The organism is Acidisphaera sp. L21 (assembly GCF_009765685.1).
Taxonomy (GTDB): domain Bacteria; phylum Pseudomonadota; class Alphaproteobacteria; order Acetobacterales; family Acetobacteraceae; genus LMUY01.
Genome location: NZ_LMUY01000122.1, coordinates 3,070 through 5,500 on the forward strand (window position 1 = coordinate 3,070; position 2,431 = coordinate 5,500).

At 68.2% G+C, this 2,431-nt stretch carries 1 protein-coding gene; it reads right to left on the bottom strand.

Annotated elements, in window-relative coordinates; translation table 11 throughout:
- A partial coding sequence (gene mutS, locus GSQ76_RS23195) for a DNA mismatch repair protein MutS (RefSeq protein WP_158746488.1) occupies window positions 1-2,327 on the bottom strand: 2,327 nt, incomplete at its 3' end.
- Window positions 2,328-2,431 lie beyond the last annotated feature (104 nt).

The following is a 2,431-nucleotide window of genomic DNA, read 5'->3' on the forward strand; positions in this document are numbered from 1 at the left end:
CCGGCCCGGCCAGGCGCGACCTTGAAGGTGAACACGTCCCCGTGCCGCCCTGCCGAGGCGTCCATTGCCATGCATTCGGCATGTCGCATGGCGTCGGCCGCGTCCGCCAATTCGTGGAAGTGGGTCGCGAACAGCGTCCGGCAGCCCACGACGTCGTGGAGGTGCTCCATCGTGGCCTGCGCGATGGCGAGCCCATCATGCGTCGAGGTGCCGCGTCCTACCTCGTCAAGGATCACCAGTGACCGCTCCGTCGCCTGGGTAAGGATGGCCGCCGTTTCCAGCATTTCGACCAGGAACGTCGAGCGGCCGGCGGCCAAATCGTCGGAGGCGCCGATACGGCTGAACAGCTTGTCCACAACTCCGATTCGGGCTCGCTTTGCGGGCACGAACGAACCTACCTGCGCCATGAGCACGATGAGGGCGACTTGGCGCAGGTAGGTCGACTTGCCCGCCATGTTCGGACCCGTAAGCAGCCAAATGCGGTTGCCTTCCCCCATTCTGCAGTCGTTGGCCACGAAGCTCCGGCCCTGCGCCTCGAGCAGCCGCTCGGCCACGGGGTGGCGACCATCTTCGATGTCGAGAACCGCACCGTCTACCAGATCCGGCTCCGTCCACATTCCCTCCGCTGCCGCTTGCGCCAACCCGGCGACTAAGTCCAACGCGGCCGCGGCGTGCGCCACTCGGGCGACCGCCGCGCGCACGTCCAAGACCGCACGGGACAGCTCGGTGAACACGGCCTGCTCCGCAGCTGCGACCCGGGCTTTGGCGTCCTCCAGCCGCGCCGCGAGCAGGTCCAACTCGGACGTGCTGAAGCGGGTGGACGACGCGAGGCCCTGCCGCAGGGTGTAACCATCGCCAAGTGCCTTTGCCTGAGCTGACGGCACTTCCACGTGGTAGCCGACCAACGTGTTGACTCGGATCCGCAGCGCCTTGACGCCGGTCTCGACTACGAGACGCGCCTGCAGTTCGTCGACCGCTTCTCGCATTCGGGCTGCATCCGAGCGAGCCTCGTCTAGCCTGGCGGCGTAGCCCGCCTTCACGAAGCCCGGCTCCTTTACGGTCCCGGGCAACTGCGAGGTTAGCGCTCGACGAAGACTGCGGGCGGCGCTTACGCAAGCCCCCTCCGACGCCGCGGCAAGCTCCCGAGCAGCCGACGCGAGCCCCGACGGAAGATCGTCGGCACCACGTAGCCGCGCCGTCACGGCCGTTGCGCCTTCGAGCCCGTCGCGGATGGCCCCCAGATCGCGTGGGCCACCCTTGCCGAGCGACAATCTGCCGCACGCGCGCAGCATGTCCGGCATGGCACCTAGATCCTCGCGGCAATTCGTCCTCACCTCGGGATTGGTCAGCAGGAAACGTACCATGGCCAGCCGCCGCCCAATCTGCTCCGAGCTGGTCAGCGGCGCCACGAGTTGGCGGGCCAGCAGCCTCGCTCCGGCGGCGGTGACGGTCCTGTCGACGACGGACAGCAGCGATCCGTTCCGGCCGGAGGCGGAGGTGAGCACTTCCAAACCCCGTAGCGTCGGGGCATCGACCTGCAGGGTGTCGCCCATCGAAGTCCGTCGTGGCGCCGGCAGTCCGTCCGGTAGCCGGCCGAGCGTGCCGCGAACGTAGTTCAGCAGGGCCGCCAAGGCTGCCAGCTCCGCGGGCGAGAAGCCGCGCAGTCGCTCGCGCCAGCCATCCCCGTAGACTTGCGCCAGCGCTGCGCCGGGCTCTGCCAGGCATAGATCCGCGTCCGGCAGGTTGGAGAAGGGCGCGCCAAAGCTGCGGACGGCAATTGCCAGCGCCTCCGAGTCTGCCGGCCAGCGCGCCACCAGGATCTCGGCGGGGGAGATGCGCGCCAGGGCGGGCCCGCACCCCTCGAGCGACGCCGTGGTCACGCCCGTTTCTCCGGTGGATAGATCGGTCCATGCGAAAGCAACCGCCCGATCCTCGGTCAGCGCTACGGTCAAGTTGTTGGGCCGCCCGCCCGGGACCACGTCGGCGTCCACCGACGTGGCAGCCGTGAACCGACGCAGCGGGCGGCCGTCCCCGCCTTCGATGGGTTGCTCGGAGACTGCGACCTTATGGCCAGCCGCCAGCAGCCGAGCGATGGCCTGGTCCGAAGCATTGCTGGGAATGCCGCACATGGGAACGTCGGCGGCGTCCTTCTGGCGCCGTCGAGTGAGCTGCAGGCCGAGCGTACGGGAAACCGTGAAGGCGTCTTTGCCCAGCACCTCGTAGAACTCGCCCACCCGATAGAGGATGATGTGGTCGGGCGCGGAGGTCTGCGCCGCCATGTAGGCGAGCATCATTGGGCTCGTGCCAAATGCTGCGGCGGTGTCCATGACCTGATCTTAGCGCCTAAATTTGAATCCTGCACCGCAGACGGTCGGGTGGCAGGGATACGGGTGCCGAGGCATGGCCAGTCGAGCGGGCGCCCAAGTGGGTT